The sequence below is a fragment of the Planococcus liqunii genome, assembly GCF_030413595.1.
Lineage (GTDB): Bacteria > Bacillota > Bacilli > Bacillales_A > Planococcaceae > Planococcus > Planococcus liqunii.
The window spans coordinates 1,907,988-1,923,406 of sequence record NZ_CP129238.1 but is presented as its reverse complement, the minus strand read 5'-3'; the positions used below and the strand labels follow the sequence as shown (position 1 = coordinate 1,923,406).

Annotated in this window: 18 protein-coding genes and 1 pseudogene; 2 read left to right on the top strand and 17 right to left on the bottom strand. The window is 45.2% G+C overall.

Translation table 11 applies throughout. From position 1 onward, the window contains the following. Positions 1-312: 312 nt before the first annotated feature. Positions 313-918 (bottom strand): FtsX-like permease family protein, encoded by a 606-nt coding sequence (locus QWY22_RS09770; protein ID WP_367281308.1) that lies wholly within the window; start codon positions 916-918, stop codon positions 313-315. 541 nt (positions 919-1,459) lie between these two features. Between QWY22_RS09770 and QWY22_RS09765 the strand changes: the two genes are divergently transcribed. Then, positions 1,460-2,521 (top strand): S-layer homology domain-containing protein, encoded by a 1,062-nt coding sequence (locus QWY22_RS09765; protein ID WP_300984243.1) that lies wholly within the window; start codon positions 1,460-1,462, stop codon positions 2,519-2,521. 583 nt (positions 2,522-3,104) lie between these two features. On the opposite strand, the gene moaA is transcribed toward QWY22_RS09765, so the two are convergent. Genes moaA through QWY22_RS09735 form a run of 6 tightly spaced genes read right to left on the bottom strand, consistent with a single transcriptional unit; the run spans position 3,105 to position 7,106 of the window. After that, positions 3,105-4,121 (bottom strand): GTP 3',8-cyclase MoaA, encoded by a 1,017-nt coding sequence (moaA, locus tag QWY22_RS09760; protein ID WP_300984241.1) that lies wholly within the window; start codon positions 4,119-4,121, stop codon positions 3,105-3,107. A 17-nt stretch (positions 4,122-4,138) separates the two neighbouring features. Further along, a complete protein-coding gene (gene mobA / locus QWY22_RS09755; RefSeq protein WP_300984239.1) occupies positions 4,139-4,699 on the bottom strand; it encodes a molybdenum cofactor guanylyltransferase in 561 nt (186 codons plus the stop codon). Continuing rightward, positions 4,696-4,929: a molybdopterin converting factor subunit 1 gene (gene moaD / locus QWY22_RS09750; RefSeq protein WP_053167868.1), complete on the bottom strand. Its 234-nt coding sequence runs from the start codon at positions 4,927-4,929 to the stop codon at positions 4,696-4,698. The genes mobA and moaD overlap by 4 nt, the downstream gene beginning before the upstream one ends. Then, a complete protein-coding gene (locus QWY22_RS09745; protein WP_300984238.1) occupies positions 4,926-5,366 on the bottom strand; it encodes a molybdenum cofactor biosynthesis protein MoaE in 441 nt (146 codons plus the stop codon). Before QWY22_RS09745 ends, moaD begins: the two co-directional genes overlap by 4 nt. Further along, entirely contained in the window at positions 5,353-5,874 is a 522-nt protein-coding gene (gene mobB, locus QWY22_RS09740; RefSeq protein ID WP_300984236.1) for a molybdopterin-guanine dinucleotide biosynthesis protein B, read from the bottom strand. The genes QWY22_RS09745 and mobB overlap by 14 nt, the downstream gene beginning before the upstream one ends. Further along, positions 5,862-7,106, bottom strand: coding sequence for a molybdopterin molybdotransferase MoeA (locus QWY22_RS09735; protein WP_300984235.1), 1,245 nt, complete (start codon positions 7,104-7,106; stop codon positions 5,862-5,864). Before QWY22_RS09735 ends, mobB begins: the two co-directional genes overlap by 13 nt. Positions 7,107-7,169: 63 nt before the next feature. Here QWY22_RS09735 and moaC point away from each other — a divergent pair, with 63 nt between their 5' ends. After that, positions 7,170-7,658, top strand: coding sequence for a cyclic pyranopterin monophosphate synthase MoaC (gene moaC, locus QWY22_RS09730; protein WP_300984233.1), 489 nt, complete (start codon positions 7,170-7,172; stop codon positions 7,656-7,658). Here the strand turns inward: moaC and QWY22_RS09725 are convergent. The 10 genes and pseudogenes from QWY22_RS09725 to QWY22_RS09680 form a co-directional block, all read right to left on the bottom strand. After that, the gene (locus QWY22_RS09725) at positions 7,643-8,158 is read right to left on the bottom strand and encodes a MogA/MoaB family molybdenum cofactor biosynthesis protein (protein WP_300984231.1); all 516 of its coding nucleotides are present in this window, start codon (positions 8,156-8,158) and stop codon (positions 7,643-7,645) included. The genes moaC and QWY22_RS09725 overlap by 16 nt on opposite strands. Positions 8,159-8,178: 20 nt before the next feature. Continuing rightward, a complete protein-coding gene (locus QWY22_RS09720) occupies positions 8,179-9,198 on the bottom strand; it encodes a ThiF family adenylyltransferase (RefSeq protein ID WP_300984230.1) in 1,020 nt (339 codons plus the stop codon). Between the two features lie 186 nt (positions 9,199-9,384). Further along, on the bottom strand, positions 9,385-10,038 hold the full coding sequence (locus QWY22_RS09715) for an ATP-binding cassette domain-containing protein (RefSeq protein WP_300984229.1): 654 nt from the start codon (positions 10,036-10,038) through the stop codon (positions 9,385-9,387). Positions 10,039-10,043: 5 nt separating this feature from the next. Then, positions 10,044-10,724: a molybdate ABC transporter permease subunit gene (gene modB / locus QWY22_RS09710; protein WP_300984228.1), complete on the bottom strand. Its 681-nt coding sequence runs from the start codon at positions 10,722-10,724 to the stop codon at positions 10,044-10,046. Beyond that, positions 10,717-11,493, bottom strand: coding sequence for a molybdate ABC transporter substrate-binding protein (gene modA, locus QWY22_RS09705; RefSeq protein ID WP_300984226.1), 777 nt, complete (start codon positions 11,491-11,493; stop codon positions 10,717-10,719). Before modA ends, modB begins: the two co-directional genes overlap by 8 nt. Before the next feature lie 331 nt (positions 11,494-11,824). Beyond that, positions 11,825-12,276, bottom strand: a pseudogene (gene sdhB / locus QWY22_RS09700) (succinate dehydrogenase iron-sulfur subunit); the annotation flags it as partial. A 408-nt stretch (positions 12,277-12,684) separates the two neighbouring features. After that, positions 12,685-13,653 carry a quinone oxidoreductase family protein gene (locus QWY22_RS09695; protein WP_300984225.1) on the bottom strand — a complete coding sequence of 323 codons (969 nt, stop codon included), beginning with the start codon at positions 13,651-13,653 and terminating at the stop codon, positions 12,685-12,687. Between the two features lie 157 nt (positions 13,654-13,810). Beyond that, complete coding sequence (locus QWY22_RS09690; protein ID WP_300984223.1) at positions 13,811-14,272, bottom strand: NUDIX domain-containing protein; 462 nt, start codon at positions 14,270-14,272, stop codon at positions 13,811-13,813. 175 nt (positions 14,273-14,447) lie between these two features. Continuing rightward, positions 14,448-14,732: a hypothetical protein gene (locus QWY22_RS09685; RefSeq protein WP_300984222.1), complete on the bottom strand. Its 285-nt coding sequence runs from the start codon at positions 14,730-14,732 to the stop codon at positions 14,448-14,450. Positions 14,733-14,911: 179 nt separating this feature from the next. Continuing rightward, entirely contained in the window at positions 14,912-15,280 is a 369-nt protein-coding gene (locus QWY22_RS09680) for a DMT family transporter (protein ID WP_300984220.1), read from the bottom strand. Positions 15,281-15,419: the final 139 nt, after the last annotated feature.

Genomic DNA, 15,419 nt, shown 5'->3' with positions numbered 1-15,419 from the left:
ACAACAAATTGAAAAACAAGAAGATGGGACTGCGAATCATTTTCAAAGAAGCTGAGGAAACTATCTAAGTAATCCAGATTGTAGCCATTAAGAAACGCGAAAAAAATGATTTATAAAATGGCTGAAGAACGATTAAACTAATTGAATGGAAGAACAGATTCCTCTTACTAAAAGAGCCTGGCATACCGACACTTTTAAAGTGCTCGCTTTGCCAGACTCTTTTTTATTAAACAGTTCATTCTCTTATTTGATGGTCACATCTTCCGGTAATTCCTTATATGTAAACTGATTTATCAGCATTTTAAATTTTCTTTACTTATTGTCACTTAGAATTTCCGTGCTAATTTTCTTATTCTCCATAACCCATCCTACGGGTACAAAGATAAACATGCTAACAAACCACATACTCGCTGCTACTCCCCACATCAAAGGAAAGTCGATGGCTACCCTGCCAGAATCAATCAATGAAACAATAAGAGAGAACACCAACCCGCAAAACGTTCCGAAAACAAGTCCGAGCAAAAGATAGAATGAGATTTGCGTGACAATTATTTTCACGATTCCCATTGGTCTGACTCCGATTGTCCGGAGTACAGCAAACTCTTTTCGTTTAGCCAGTATATTGTTCAAAAGGGTATTCAAGACACCTGCCATGAGTATGATCAGCACAAAAATGAAGATGGCCCATCGCTGCACGAACATGTCTGAAGCTTCTTCAATTGACGCAGCATGCGTATTGACTGTGAGTTCAGGATACATACTGGTTAGGCTTTCAAGAGAACTCTTGGTTACTGATTCATCAATTGCATTTACATACGCTTTATTAAAGTTAGTAGAAGAAGTATTTAACGCCTTCGCCTGCCAATCAAAAAGCACTTCTCCATTGCCAACTGCGTCAGAAACAGCACTTACCTCCATAGTCGCCACATATTCAGCCTGTTGCTTTTCATCCGAGTAGATGCCAATTTCTAAGGTGTCGCCGACTTTTAACTTGTGCTTTGTAGAAAGTACACTTAACTGAACAACATTAGGGAATAAAGGTAAATATAACGTATCTTTAATTTGTTTTTCTTTTTAATTCAACAAGTTATTTTACTCTCTCCATTCAAAGTTTAATAAAAAAATTGCAACATATAAATTTTCTTTCTAAACGTCTGGTATTGTTAAGAACTGTTATAATTTAACTTTTTCTCTTGCTAATAATTCTAACGATGAATAATATAATCATTTTATGAGAAAGTGAATAGGAATTAATTAAAAATCTAATTTACATGAAAATTAGTAATTTAGAGAAAAATGATTTAAAATGTAATAAGTACTAATTATATCTAATATTAGATATTTTTTCCTAAGAATTGATGAGTTTTTCTTTACAGTATTTTTTTACCAATTAGCAAAACATTTTTCGAACTTGTAGATGTAAACGTTGCATCAAATAAAATTTGAAAGGAACGATTCTTTGAAAAAATTTACGATGATACCAGCAGCAGCACTTGCACTTACTATACTTAGTTCACCTGCACAAGCGGCGACAGATTTGCCGAAAAACCACGGTTTTTATGAAGAAATGACTTACTTGGTAAATAAGGGAGTTATTTCCGGATATGATGATGGCACTGTCAAACCTGACAAAATCGTAACGCGCGCAGAAGCAGCCATCATGATTGGTAAGTTGAAAAATTTTAATGGAACACAAACCGGAACAAATTTTAAAGATGTTACCAAATCCCAAAGAGCGAGCGGATATATTGCTGAAACAGCAAAAGCTGGTTACATCAGCGGTTACCCAGATGGCACATTCAAGCCCTCCGCACCGATTACCCGTGGAGATATGTCCATCATATTGGATCGTGTCTTCAATATCATTGATGTCGGCGGAACACCATTTTCCGATGTATCAACGAACATGAAAGCTCACGATGCAATCGGCGTCATGGTAACAGGTAATATTACAGCGGGATATCCGGACAATACTTTCCGTCCCACACAGTCTATTACTAGAGGCCAGCTTTCTGCTTTCTTGTCGCGTGCTTTAGAACCAAAATTCCAAAACGATACACACATGGCAAATTCATACTTGAAAGACAAAACCAAATCGTATGTTTATAAAGTAACAAAAGGAACAATCACTTCCAGCTATGAATATATCCCACCGCGCAATGGAAACGAATACGGCTTTATGTGGATAGACAGAAGTAGTTTTGGGACTGACACCTTGTTGTACCTGGAACTTGAAACAAAAGAAGAATTAACTATTGGGTATCCATATTCAGAATCTGATATCAATCTTACGTATCCTGTTAAAGTTGGCAATAAGATTGAAAATGGTCTAGGTGAAATCTACATTTCTACGATTACAGGTATCAATAAAACTGTTGAAACACCATACAAAACCTTCACTAACGCTGTTGAAGTGACGACTGAAAAAGGCCATAAATATTACATGGTCGAAGGTTACGGAAACGTCAAGAGTGTGAGCACTAAAGGGGAAACAGTGAGCGCACTCTCCAGCGTAAAATAAAGAATTGAGATATAAACCTTCTCTTGTAGAGGAGGTTTTTTTGACGTTACTATTTAATTGTTTTTAGTTTAGTTGTTTTCCAGTACAACTCCCTTATATATACTTCAATATAAATGGTAAGAATATCAGTATTTATAATAGTCTTTCACTTTAAAAAAGTTGACTTTTTCACTTCTGACAATGACATGATTAAGTAATTCAATATCATAAATTTGTTCCTCATTCACCAATGTATTTGTAAGTTTCAATAACCTCCATACTTGGTGCAGAGTCAAATAAAGGATGTTTATAAGTTACAATGATACATTTTAAGTATTTAAAATGCTTTTCATCTTAGAAAAGCATTTGCAAAAGTACACATGAACGAACGGTTTATAAATAGCAAAATAGGGACAGAAATAGCGTTTGTAACTGTCTTAAAACCTTATTTGAACGTACACCAATTTCCGTATACTTTTCCGAACACTTCACTTACAAGTTTAAATAAAAAAACGAGGATTGACTCTTGCGATATCTCACCTCGTTTCTAATCATTTATTTAATTATCATACTTTAAAGTATAAAAATAGTTCTGATTTAATCCTTACCCACCGATATACGACATGCCTATTTTCTTACGCGATTTCGCTGTCTGTTCCGTCCGCTCATCCGAATACCGGTCACTCCGGCGTTCCCATACACGGCTTATGGCCTCGAGCAGTTCCACATCATCCAAACCGCTTCGCAGCAATTTACGGATATCGAATCCTTCCGTGGCAAACAGGCAAGTATAGAATTTGCCGTCTGATGACAGGCGGGCGCGTGTGCACGATGAACAGAAAGATTCGGAAACAGAAGTGATAAAGCCGACTTGCGAGTCGCTGCCTTTATAGCGGTAGCGTTTAGCCACTTCGCCGAAATAATCTTGATCGACCGGCTCCAGTTCATAGGCGGACCGGAGCTTTTCCAGAATTTCTTTCTTGGTGACGACTTTTTCAAAGCTCCAGCCGTTGTCGTTGCCGACGTCCATGAATTCGATATAGCGCAGCGTGATGCCTTTTTCTTTAAAGTAAGCAGCCATTGGGAGAATTTCCGCTTCATTGACGCCTTTTTGGACCACCATATTGACTTTGATTTCAAAGCCCAGTTCTTTGGCGAAATCAATGTTTTGGAGAATCGGTGAAGAGCCGACGCCGCGGCCGTTCAGCTTGCCGAACAGATCCGGTTCGAGCGCATCCAAGCTGATATTCAGCCGGCGGAGACCCGCCTCAAATAGCGCCGGTCCGTGCTGTTTCAGCAATAAGCCGTTCGTCGTCAACCCGACATCTTCCACACCTTCGACGGAGAATATTTTCTTCACCAGCTCCGGGAGCCCGCGGCGCAGCAATGGTTCCCCTCCGGTCAGCCGGATTTTCTTGACGCCCATCGACACGAAAATTTGGGTCAGCTGGTGGATTTCTTCAAAGGACAGCAATTCCTGTTTCGGCAAAAATGCATAATCATCGCCGAACACTTCTTTTGGCATACAGTATGAACAGCGGAAATTGCAGCGGTCGGTGACAGAAATCCGCAAATCCCGTATCGGACGTCCCAATTGGTCTTTCAGTGGCTGCCTTTCCATGCTAACGCCCTCCCTTTCTAGTTGATGCGGGTATTTATGTTTTGGAATACGGCAGGATCTTCATGGATCAGCGAAGACGCTACCCATTCCGTATCGATTGTTTCTAAAAAAGCGAATACGCTCAAATTGCCGAGTTCAATGAACTTTTTTAATCCCTGGCTCCAGTTGCCGTTCCATAGACTGAACAGGGGAATTTTTTCAGCTGCTGTCTGAACCGCCGTGACATCAGCCTGTGAAGACAGCTGCACCAACGCCTGCGTTTCCTTCGGCCCGACAAAAGGCATATCGCACGGAAGCACCAGATACCGTTCAGCCGGCCACTTTTCCATTGCCGAACAGATGCCGGCAAGCGGGCCTTTTCCAGCCACTTCCGGCAAATCGGCTATGACGTCCAGTCCGGCCGGAAAACAACCGATCAATTCTGGGCGCGCCACGATGACAACCTGATCGCAAGCTGCCGCGAGCGCTTCGTAAACCTGTTCATAAAAGAGGCGGCCGTCCATTTCAGCAAACGCTTTTGGCGACCCGAAGCGCCTGGACAGTCCGCCGGCAAGCAAAATCCCGACCGTTCGAATCATCCGCCGCTAACCGGCGGGATAAGCGCGACGACATCGCCTTCTGACAAAACGTCATCCGGCAAAGCGTATTCTTCATTCACCGCCACTTGGACAGAGTTTTCGTCCATACCGGGATATTTGCCGGCAAGCTCTTTTCGCAGCTGATCCACTGTCTGGCCTGCAAATTGCAACGTCTCTTGCGCCGTCCCGGTCAGGTCTTTGATTCCTGCAAAATAATGTATGGTGATCATATCGTTTCTCCTTCCGGCTTTTTCTTCTGGTCACCGATCCATTCCTCGCCATCATTCCAGATTTCCTTTTTCCAGATCGGCACGATTTCCTTGATGCGTTCAATGGCGTATTCATTCGCTTCATAAGCCGCTTTCCGGTGCGGCGAGGATACCGCAATTACGACCGCAATGTCGCTGATTTGAAGTTCGCCGATGCGGTGCGCAATCGCCACTCGGGTCCCTTCCCATCTCTCTTCGATTTCCTGGCCGATTTGCGCCAATTTTTTCTCTGCCATCGGCACATAGGCTTCGTACGCCAAATACAAGGTTTTTATGCCTTGGGTCCATTCCCGGACGTGTCCGGTGAAAAGCGTTACGGCGCCGGCTTCCGGACGCAGTACGTAATCGGCGTAAAGTTGCGGGTCGATCGGTTCGGTCACTACACTAAATGCTTTCATCCACTTCACCTTCCATCCATTCTGTAAAAAAACGGGCGATTGCTTCTATATTACCGGCATCCACCGTTGCGGTATTTTCCAACTTCACGCCATCATGCACGATGACCAGTTGGATATTCGAAAGAACTCCAAGTTCCCGCCAATCTTCCTGGCTTCGGACCAAGACAATCTTCGGATAAGGAGCTGCCTTAAAACCTTCAATCAAAATCAAATCCGGATTGGCTAATAGTGAGAACCGGATGAATGTTTCCAAATCCGCTCCGGGTTCCTCAAGATGCATTTGGACCAAGCCATCGCCGTAAACAAGCGAACTGGCAGCGCCGCTTGCGAGAAACTGCGTACTGTCGGTTTCCTGCGGCGGCAGTTCGGGTTTGCCACCGTGTCCGTGATGTTTGATGGCTGAGACTTTCCTGCTGGAAGTTTGCGCCCTCTCGATCAACTGGTTCATGAGCGTCGTCTTGCCGCTGTTTTTAAAGCCGACAATTTGCAGAATCTTTACAGCTTCCATGCAGCGCTGCCTTCCTCGACGCCAAGCAGCAGGACGTCCACTGTATCGCCTCTTTTAAAGCCTCTCGTACCGCCCGGCAACACAATCAGCGCGTTGCCTTTGGCAATCGATGCAACAGCGTTCGATTTGTTGAAGCCGGCGGGTTTGATGTTGCGGCCATCATATACTGCCCGGATAAAACGTGTAAACGGATTCGCTTGCGGAACGTCTTCCGTTAGAACGGCTGTTGTGTGCGGCAAATACAATTTTTCCGCTCCCATCATTTTTAATAGGGCCGGCCGAACGAACAATTCGAAACCGGTAAAGCAGGCGGAAGGGTTGCCGGATAAACCGAAAAGGTATTTCCCATCGGCTACCGCGACGGTCGTGACGCTGCCGGGACGCATGGCGACTTTATTGAACAAGACGTTCGCGCCGAGGCGCCCGTAAATGGCTGGAAGAAAGTCAAAGTCGCCGACCGATACGCCGCCGGTGGTAATCAGGCAATCCGTTTCTTCAGCGGCTCTTTTTACAATGTCAAAACTCTCGTCCAAATTGTCCACCGACAAGCCGTAGGTTTTGCAGGGAACTCCCATGCGGGCCAGTTGCGCTGTAATCATCGGGCCGTTGCTGTTGCGGATTTTTCCGGGAACGAGCGGCTCGGACACGTCTAGCAATTCGGTTCCAGTAGAAAGTATGCCGACAATTGGGTGCTTAGCAACAAGGACCGTTGCGTAGCCGAATGTTGCCAGCAAGGCGACGGTTCCGGGATGGATTAAATTTCCGCCTTCGATGACCGTTTCTCCCTGTTTGACGTCTTCGCCTTTGAGCGATACATTTTCCAGCGGTTCAAACGGCTTGCGGATGGTAAAAGATCCGCCCGATTCCACCGTCTGCTCAAACATGACGACCGCATCTGCATTTTCAGGAAGCGGCGCTCCGGTCATGATCCGGACCGCTTGATTGCCAGACAGCGTCTTTTCCGAAACCGCCCCCGCGCCGATATGGTCGACGATGTCGAAACGGATGCGGTTGTCGCCGGAAGCACCGGCTGAACTTTTCGAAATGATGGCAAACCCGTCATACGGCGAGCGGTCAAAAGGCGGTACCGGGTGTCCTGCGACGATTGATTCTGCGAGTATACGGTTGTAGCTTTGTCCAAGCGGCACTGTTTCACTCTCTAACAGGCGCGCTTGGTTAATCACTTTTTGTACAGCTTCTGAAACCGGAATCGGCTTTCGGTGTTCCACCATCTATATCTACTCCTCGGTTATTCCTGATATACTATTTTTAACTAGACAGAAAGGGTGTTTAACATGTCTGAACTGACACACTTTAACGAACAGGGGCGGGCCAAAATGGTCGACGTCTCGGAGAAAACCGACACCGTCCGGACGGCACGCGCTAAAACGGCTGTCCTTCTGAACAAAGCCATTTACCAGCAAATCAAAGACGGCACCAATAAAAAAGGCGACGTGTTTGCAGTGGCACAGATTGCCGGCATCATGGCGGCCAAAAACACCGCACAAATCATCCCGATGTGCCACCCGCTCGCACTGAGCGGTGTCGACATTCAATTTGAATGGAATGTCGATGAGGCAGTAGACCATTATGAAGTGCTTCTAGTTGCAACGGTTAAAACGAAAGGCCCGACCGGCGTTGAAATGGAAGCGTTGACTGCCGCCTCTGCCGCTGCCCTCACCATTTACGATATGTGCAAAGCAGCCGGCAAGGAAATGGTCATCGGACCGACGATGCTGCTTGAGAAAACCGGCGGCAAGTCGGGCGATTACGAACGCGCTTGACGGTGTTTGCCCAGTTCAAATGTGATATGGGCGAGTTCCGGCAACACCAGCCGCTCCATCGCCAGCTTCACCGCACCGAGCGAACCCGGCAGGACAAAAATGGCTGTATCTGAAGCCACGCCTGCCGAAGCGCGGCTTAAGAGGGCTCTAGTGCCGATGTCTTCCGAGAAACTTAAAAAACGGAACAATTCGCCGAAACCAGGGATTTGTTTTTCGAATAGCGGTTCGATCGCTTCAATCGATACATCACGTTTGGCGATGCCCGTGCCGCCTGTTGAAATAATGGCATTCAGTTCTGCTTTTTCCAGCCACTCCGCCACAGCTCGTTTAATTTCCGCTGCATCATCTTTTACAATCCGGTAGCCGGCCACTTCGATGCCGTTTGCGTCAGCCATCGTTTTGACCAACGCCCCACCGGTATCGGTTTCAGCTGTGCGGGTATCGCTGACCGTCAAGACAGCAATGCGGATTTTCTGATTCAGCTCAAATAATTCCGACATTCCCATTCTCCTTTTCTCCTTCACCCAAACAACTGATGATAAAATTTGCGTCCTTCGGCAACATTCCGGATGCCGTGGATCAGCAAGCGGCCGTCTTTAAACAGGACGGCCCTTTTGCCGTGCACGTTCAATTCCACAAAAAACGGTGTACTTTTTACAGTGCCATCTGCTTGCTGGCCGATTTTTTCAGCATCAGCCAATGAAATCAGCCGGCTTGGATCCGGCAATACCTGCACGGCGTCCCTGCCGCATAAAACCGCGTAAGACCCTTGGCTTCTTGCTTCAAGTGCCGGAAAGACCGGCTCTTTTCCGCAAGTTGCACATTCGGGATTTTTTATGCGTGAAATGCCGATATCGTGTTGATTAGAGTCCCACAAATCAAAGTGATGGACTTTTTTTCGCAGCGCATCCGGGTTTCCACTCAGCCATTTCAAAGCTTCTGTACATTGGAGGGCGGCTGTTACTTGGACTGCCGGCGGGATGATGCCGACCGTATCACAAGTTTGGTTGACGGCCGGCAATACCGGAAGCAAGCAGCGAAAACAAGGGGTCTCGCCAGGCACAAACGGAAAAACAACGCCGGTGCTTCCGACACATGCCCCGTAAATCCAGGGAATCCGGTATTTGGCCGAAGCATCGTTGATGATGAGCCGTGTTTCGAAATTATCGGTTGCGTCCATGATCAATGTACAAACCTTGGCCAATTTTTCCATTAACCGTCCATCCAAATGTTCCATATATGTCATCAGGCGAACGTCGCTCCGAATCGCTTTTAGCCTTTTTTCAGCAGCGACCACTTTTGGCGTCATCTGCTTGGCGTCTTCTTCAGTGAAAAGCTGCTGCCGCTGCAAATTGGACAGTTCTACATAATCACGATCCACCAAATGGATTTCGCCAACGCCTGCTCTTGTTAAGGTTTCTGCAATGGCCGATCCAAGTGCCCCGCAGCCGATGACTGCAACCCTTGCTTTACTGAGATTTTTCTGTCCCGTCGTTCCGATCGGTTTAAATAATCGTTGCCGGGAATAGCGGTCTTCCACTTGCAGCCACCTCTTTTCTGAACTCGTCGTAGTTTAACATTTCATTTTTTTGAAAAAGCGATTGCTGCTCACGTCTTATTTCCATCTTAATAAAAAGCGGCAGTAAAAGAAAGGAAAGCAGCAAATCAAATCATAATATTCAATCAGTTAACAAGTCTTCCTAAATATAAAAAACAAGCATCCTTCTTAAAGAAAGGATGCTTGTTTCGATTCTTGTTCACTCATCACGCCTTTTTCGATCCGGACGATGCGATGGGCGAGTTCTTCTGCATCAGCAATACGGTGTGTCACCAGGATTACTGGAATCTTCCAAAGTTCGTGGATTCGCAGAAGTTCGTCGTGGCAACGGCTTCGCGTCGCGTCATCCAGAGCAGAAAATGGCTCATCCAAAAGCAGGATGTCCGGTTTAGTGGCAAGCGCACGCGCCAATGCCACTCGCTGTTTTTCGCCGCCGGATATTTGATGCGGATATTTTAGCAGCAATTTCTGGATTCCTAATATTCGGGTCAATTCATTTACATGGGACAAATCAGCGTTTCTGTCCAAACTGAAAAGGATGTTTTTCTCTACCGTAAAATGCGGAAACAAGGCATAATCCTGGAACAAATATCCAACTTTCCGCTTTTGGATCTTTAGCGGCTTTTGCCCTTTTCGGTAAAAGGCTTGTCCATTCAAAGAAATTTCTCCCTGATCCGGCTGGACAATGCCGGCAATGCAGTTCAGCAAAGTGGTTTTTCCAGAGCCTGAAGAACCGATCAACGCCAATATTTCTTGATTCAGTTCAAAATCCGCATTCAGTTCGAACTGTTCCAATTGCTTGCGGACATTCACTTTCAGCATGACTGCTACTCCCTCCCTAGCCGGACTTCATTCTTTTTTCGCCAGTAATTCAACCAGGACATAACGGCCATTCCCAATGCTGAAATCGTCAGCACCCAGAAAGCGGCTTTTTCCATTTGCCCTGCCTCATAAGCAAAATAGATGGCGAGCGGCACCGTTTCGGTCTGCCCGGGAATATAACCGGCAATCATCAATGTCGCCCCAAACTCGCCGATTCCTCTTGCAAAAGACAGAATCAGCCCGGCAAAAATGCCTGGCCAGGCAAGCGGGAACGTGATGGTCCGAAAAATGCGCCATTCGGATATGCCCATTGTCCGTGCGACATTTTCCCAGCGAGGATCCACTTTTTCAAAAGCGGCGAGTGTACTTTGATACATCAACGGCAAGGACACGACAAAGGACGCAATGACCGCGCCTACCCAAGTGAACACAATGCGAATGCCGAACCATTCTTCCAAAAGGCTGCCAAGCGGACCGTTCATACCGAATAAGTAAATCAAGCCAAAGCCGATGACCGTTGGAGGCAAAACAAGCGGCAAAAGAATGAAGGCTTCAACAAAACTTCTGCCAAAGAAGTTTTTTCTTGCCATAAAGCGGGCAAGCAAAAGGCTGACGATAAATACAAAAAAAGTGGAAATGGAAGCTACTTTTAACGATAGCCAAAAAGGCGATAAATCATCAGGCATCCGGCTGCGCTCCTTCAACTGGCACAAAACCGTATTCCTCCAGCAGTTCTTGCCCTTCTTCACTCATCAAGAATTCCACAAAAGCTTTCGCGGCTTCTTTGTTGTTTGTTCCTTCCATGATGGCAGCAGGGTAAACGATTTCGAGTCCATCCAGCGGCAGTTCGATGGCTGTTTGGAGGTTTGGTGAACGTGCAGCGTCGGATGAATAGATAACACCCATTTCCGCATTGCCGCTTTCAATATAACTCAGTACCTGGCGTGCATCTTTTGCAAAAATCAACTTGCCCGCCAAAGCATTCCATATGCCCATCCTGCTAAGCACTTCTTTGGTATAAAAACCAACAGGTACGCTTTCCGGTTCTCCAACCGCCACCACTCCGCTTGAATGCTTCAGCATCTGTACAGGGTCGGTTTCTTCTATTTGGTCAACTGACGCCAATACCAGCCGGTTTTCAGCGAAATTTTGGATAGTCTGTTCCTGAACCAGTCCGTCCTTCTTCAGCATTTCCACATCTTGAGCACTCGCTGATAAAAAAAGATCCACCGGCGCGCCTTGCTCAATCTGGTTCCGAAGCTTGCTGGAGGATCCAAAATTAAAGGCCACTTCCACATCAGGATGCGTTTGGTTAAACGCTTTTTCAGCGGAAAGCATTACATCGGTCAAACTGGATGCAGAAGATATGAGCAGTTCTTTGCTGCTGTCGGCTGTAGTTTCTCCGCAGGCTGAAAGAAGCAATGCAGCCGACAGCATTAGCATTATTTTACTCATTTAAACTGCCACCCCCCTTCTTTCAAAAACTGCTTCCTATTTCACAATTGCTGACAATGAAAACAGATCCTTTTTTTCAATGCATATTATTCCTTTACTGATTGAAAATAAGGATACCGCTTCTCTCGGACTTCCGTCAATAACAGCCCTTCGCAATCCATTCTTTCACTTAAGCAACTAGATGGCTATGCGATGCTGGCTAAAAAATTATTGGATTCCTTATCAAAACAAACCAGGGCTGATCAAATTAAAAATCAGCCCTGGTTTGTTTTAAAGAATCTGGTGGTAATGGGGTGAATCTGCTGGCTTTCGCTGCCTTACCAATATCCCTTTACTTTCCCTCCCTAACCATATTATCGCTGCCGAAGAAATTCCTGAACATCTGAACGGTTTGTCGCGGTTCATAGCTGCAATGGATGTCTTCAACGGAATGGCTTTTGGACAGGATTCCACGCAGTTTTGCGCCATCCCGCATTGTTGGATGCCGCCTGGACCCATCAGCAAATTCAACCGCTCATCTTTGTTCATGGCCCCTGTCGGGTGGGCATTCATCAGGCGCACCTGAGAAATCGGAGCCGCTCCGATAAATTCAGATTTGTCATTCACATTCGGGCATACTTCCAAACAAACGCCGCATGTCATGCACTTTGAAAGTTCGTCAGCCCATTGATGCTTTCGTTCAGGCATACGCGGCCCTTCGCCCAGATCGTAGATGCCGTCGATCGGGATCCAGGCCTTCAATCTCTTCAGCGTATCGAACATGGTGCTCCGGTCGACGACCAAATAAAGCCGAAATGACATTCATGTTCAGGCGGTACGGCAATTCAAATTCTTCCCAACATGATTTTTCGTTCATGATGTTTATGCGTTCAATTTCAAACAGGACGCTTTTTGCCGCTTCCCCCATTCTCATTTGACTCCTTTAGGATTTTGATTTTGGAAATCACTAAACAATAAATAAGATGAATAAAGCATCAAATGAATATATTCTCAAACAAATGGATAAGATTTGCTTTATTCAAACCTTAACACAACAAACGAATAACCCTCTTGAATATTCAATTACATTCAATCGAACGAAAACGAAAGCTCAATCGTTTTATTCATCAAAAGAAATGCTTAAAGCAGCGTTAACTCCAACTGAATAAGTTAACACTCGCCTATTCATTGTTTGTTTATTCACTCATTCACTCATTCATGGTCTATCCCCACTATCAGCTTTCCTGAATAATGGTCTGCAAGAGCTTCATGGGCTGCTTGGATTTCTTCCAGTTGAAACTCTTTCGCAATGTGTACCGTTAATGCTTTTGATTCAATATAGTGATTTAAACGGGCGATGATTTCTCCTTCCGGCTCGCCGTTATAGGAGCTAACTTTTAAATTTGCAGCAGTATTGACGTCCAGTTGGACACCATTCGGATAGGCTACACACCCTTCATTCCTTACAAGTTCCAGAAGATCCTGTGCCAGTTTCCCTCCCGCAGTAAATAAGGCATTATCGATTCCATTCGGTACAAGTGCTTTTATTTGCTCCAAAGCATTTGCACTGCGGCCATTTACTACTTTTTCAATTCCCAATTGCTGAACCAAGTTTACGCCATCATCGCTCGAAGCAACCGCAATTACCTCTGCTCCCATCATTTTTGCAAGCTGCACCGCCATGTGGCCGACTCCACCGCTGGCACCCAGGATCAAAATTGTTCCGCCCTTTTGAAGGTTCAGGACATCTTCTAAACCTCTAAGCGCTGTTAAGCCAACCCCTAAAATCGCACTTGCTTCCCTCATCCCAAGCGATTTTGGGATGAGGGAAACATACTGCGCACCCACTGCCGCATATTCAGCGTAGGTCCCTCCGTTCGCATTCAGAAAAGAAGCCGTATAGACTGAATCACCTTTCTTGAATCCATCAACATCTTTTCCTATAGCCTCCACTGTTCCAGCACCTTCCGAACCGAGGATATACGGAAATGATGGTTCCAGCCCAAGCATTTCTGCATAGCCACCTTCTCGTTCAAACACATCCCAACTGCTGACCGCTGAATACTGGAGTTTAATTAGCACCTCGTTTGCTGCGATTTCAGGCAGGGGAACCTGTTCCATCCGGAATTCTTCAGGTCCGCCAAAACGGTGCAAAACTGCGGCATTCATCTGTTTTTCCATGAATACAACCTCTTTTCAGTAAGATTTACTTACTGTTAAGGTAGCAGTTGTTGGAAATTAATACAATCTGAATTTTCTTAAAATGAAAAGAAAGGAGACTGCTGTGATTCCAGCGGCCTCCTCATATCCATATATTTAATAGTAGAGATCTTCTATCTTAATGAAAACTCACCGAAAGACAATTTAACATTTTTAGATCCATCTCATCGATTATGCCAAGTTCCTCTTCTAAATCCCACAGTTTTATTTCTGTTGTTTCGTTATTTTGGATGAACGGCTGCAGCTCTTTAATCTCTGCATAATAAACCGGATTGGTTTTTATAGAGCCGGTCTTGCTATTCCTCAGTTTCAATACTCCTTTAAACTCCAGCTGATCGACTTCTTGGCCCGTTTCTTCATAAAGTTCCCTGATGGCACATTCCCGCGGCGTCTCATTTCCTTCCCGGATGCCGGCTGGCAATTCCCATTGCTTGCGCCACTTGTTGAAGCACATCAAGTATTTCCCATTGCATTTTATAACTGCAAACGAACCGGCAAGCGGCTGGTACTCGCCAAGGTCCTGTTCATGGGCAACTACAAAGCCAAGGAATTCGAAACCATGATTTTGAGTACTGTTCAATGAAATTCACCGCCTGGTTTTTACTCGTCGAGCTCTTCGTCATAAGGATTTGCATATAAATCAATGTCAAAGTCCGCTTGGATACGGCTGGCGAATTCGATCACGGGAAGTCATCTGCAGTTAAAGAGAAGTAAACCATTACTTGTGTTTTTTCCAATGATCCCACACCTTTTCCTCATTCTCTTACTTCTGGCCGTTTAGTTCCGGCATTTATTTTTTTACAGGTAAACAATATGCCCCAGCAGACGAAAGCGACGCTTAGAAACGTAACGATGTTAAACCAGGGGGATTGGGTTGAGCCAAATGCCACTTCCCTTTGAAGGGTGTCGGCGTTTTGCCATGCGTCCACCATATTCGGCCGATAAAGAGCAGTTTTCACATAGCCGACCGCCATTGTGGTTAGAAAATAAATGGCATGGAGGGTTGTCGAGGCAAGGAAAGCTTGAAATATGATCTTCATTTTTTCACCTCTTTTTATCATTCTATCAGTTACCAATATTTTCACATTAACCTAAAATTTAGTATATCAATCTTTTCACTGATAAGCATAGGGATTTTCATTTTTTCTATTTCTTTTTCAAGGAAACTAAACTAAAAAAGGCCAAGCATATTTACACGTGCTTGGCCTGGCCGCTAATTTTATTCGCCGCTATTTTTTTCGACATCCGGCTCAGGATTGGCTTCATTATGCCCTGGACCAAAATAACTTAAAATGACCACTCCGACCAGGATGAGAAGAATGCCGGAGACACTGGCAAAGTTGATTTTTTCTTTCCAGATTAAAACGGATATTACTGTAGTCGCAACCATACCAAGTCCAGACCAAATGGCATAGGCGGCATTGAGGGGGATTGTTTTTAACGCCAAAGATAGGAAGAAAAATGAAAAAACGAATGCAAATAGCATGCTGATTGTCGGCACGAGCTTTGTAAATCCTTCAGAAGCTTTTAACAGCGATGAGCCGAATAACTCGCCGATGATGGCAAGCAATAGATACATATAGGACATAAACATCAACCTCCGGATTTTTAAAAAACAGCTGTATCGACTGGACCATTAGATGTCCTTTACCCGTTGACCGGAGTTTGTAATTAATGTTTGCAAAAATAACATGAAAAATAAAAAGATCGAAGCTCAACAAATGAGC

Bases quoted from the DNA above. Each gene is read 5' to 3' on its own strand.
- QWY22_RS09770 (WP_367281308.1), bottom strand. From the start codon at position 918: ATGGAGGTAAGTGCTGTTTCTGACGCAGTTGGCAATGGAGAAGTGCTT.
- moaA (WP_300984241.1), bottom strand. From the start codon at position 4,121: ATGGAAAGGCAGCCACTGAAAGACCAATTGGGACGTCCGATACGGGAT.
- mobA (WP_300984239.1), bottom strand. From the start codon at position 4,699: ATGATTCGAACGGTCGGGATTTTGCTTGCCGGCGGACTGTCCAGGCGC.
- moaD (WP_053167868.1), bottom strand. From the start codon at position 4,929: ATGATCACCATACATTATTTTGCAGGAATCAAAGACCTGACCGGGACG.
- QWY22_RS09745 (WP_300984238.1), bottom strand. From the start codon at position 5,366: ATGAAAGCATTTAGTGTAGTGACCGAACCGATCGACCCGCAACTTTAC.
- mobB (WP_300984236.1), bottom strand. From the start codon at position 5,874: ATGGAAGCTGTAAAGATTCTGCAAATTGTCGGCTTTAAAAACAGCGGC.
- QWY22_RS09735 (WP_300984235.1), bottom strand. From the start codon at position 7,106: ATGGTGGAACACCGAAAGCCGATTCCGGTTTCAGAAGCTGTACAAAAA.
- moaC (WP_300984233.1), top strand. From the start codon at position 7,170: ATGTCTGAACTGACACACTTTAACGAACAGGGGCGGGCCAAAATGGTC.
- QWY22_RS09725 (WP_300984231.1), bottom strand. From the start codon at position 8,158: ATGTCGGAATTATTTGAGCTGAATCAGAAAATCCGCATTGCTGTCTTG.
- QWY22_RS09715 (WP_300984229.1), bottom strand. From the start codon at position 10,038: ATGCTGAAAGTGAATGTCCGCAAGCAATTGGAACAGTTCGAACTGAAT.
- modB (WP_300984228.1), bottom strand. From the start codon at position 10,724: ATGCCTGATGATTTATCGCCTTTTTGGCTATCGTTAAAAGTAGCTTCC.
- modA (WP_300984226.1), bottom strand. From the start codon at position 11,493: ATGAGTAAAATAATGCTAATGCTGTCGGCTGCATTGCTTCTTTCAGCC.
- QWY22_RS09695 (WP_300984225.1), bottom strand. From the start codon at position 13,653: ATGGAAAAACAGATGAATGCCGCAGTTTTGCACCGTTTTGGCGGACCT.
- QWY22_RS09685 (WP_300984222.1), bottom strand. From the start codon at position 14,732: ATGAAGATCATATTTCAAGCTTTCCTTGCCTCGACAACCCTCCATGCC.
- QWY22_RS09680 (WP_300984220.1), bottom strand. From the start codon at position 15,280: ATGTCCTATATGTATCTATTGCTTGCCATCATCGGCGAGTTATTCGGC.